This window comes from Psychrobacter sp. TB55-MNA-CIBAN-0194 (assembly GCF_040309505.1).
Lineage (GTDB): Bacteria > Pseudomonadota > Gammaproteobacteria > Pseudomonadales > Moraxellaceae > Psychrobacter > Psychrobacter fozii.
This window is the reverse complement of record NZ_JBEOOW010000238.1, coordinates 1-275: the sequence shown is the minus strand read 5'-3', so window position 1 is coordinate 275 and position 275 is coordinate 1. Positions and strand designations below refer to the sequence as shown.

Annotated in this window: 1 protein-coding gene; it reads left to right on the top strand. The window is 47.6% G+C overall.

Features of this window, described 5'->3' with window-relative positions; translation table 11 throughout:
• Positions 1–275 (top strand): class II fructose-bisphosphate aldolase (locus AAEY75_RS14975; RefSeq protein WP_352260022.1); only part of this gene is annotated, 275 nt, incomplete at both ends.

Here is a 275-nt window from a genome sequence, read left to right as displayed (position 1 = left end):
AGGTATATTAGATCACGAGCAGCTATTGACCAGTGCTGATGAAGCTGAGCAGTTCGTTAAAGACACCAACGTTGATGCGCTAGCCATTGCCATTGGTACCAGTCACGGTGCTTATAAATTCACGCGTCCACCGACGGGCGATATCTTATCCATTGAGCGCGTAAAAGAGATTCATGCCCGTATTCCTAACACCCATTTGGTCATGCATGGTTCGTCGTCAGTGCCGCAAGAGTGGCTTAAAGTCATCAATGAAAATGGCGGTGATATCGGTGAGA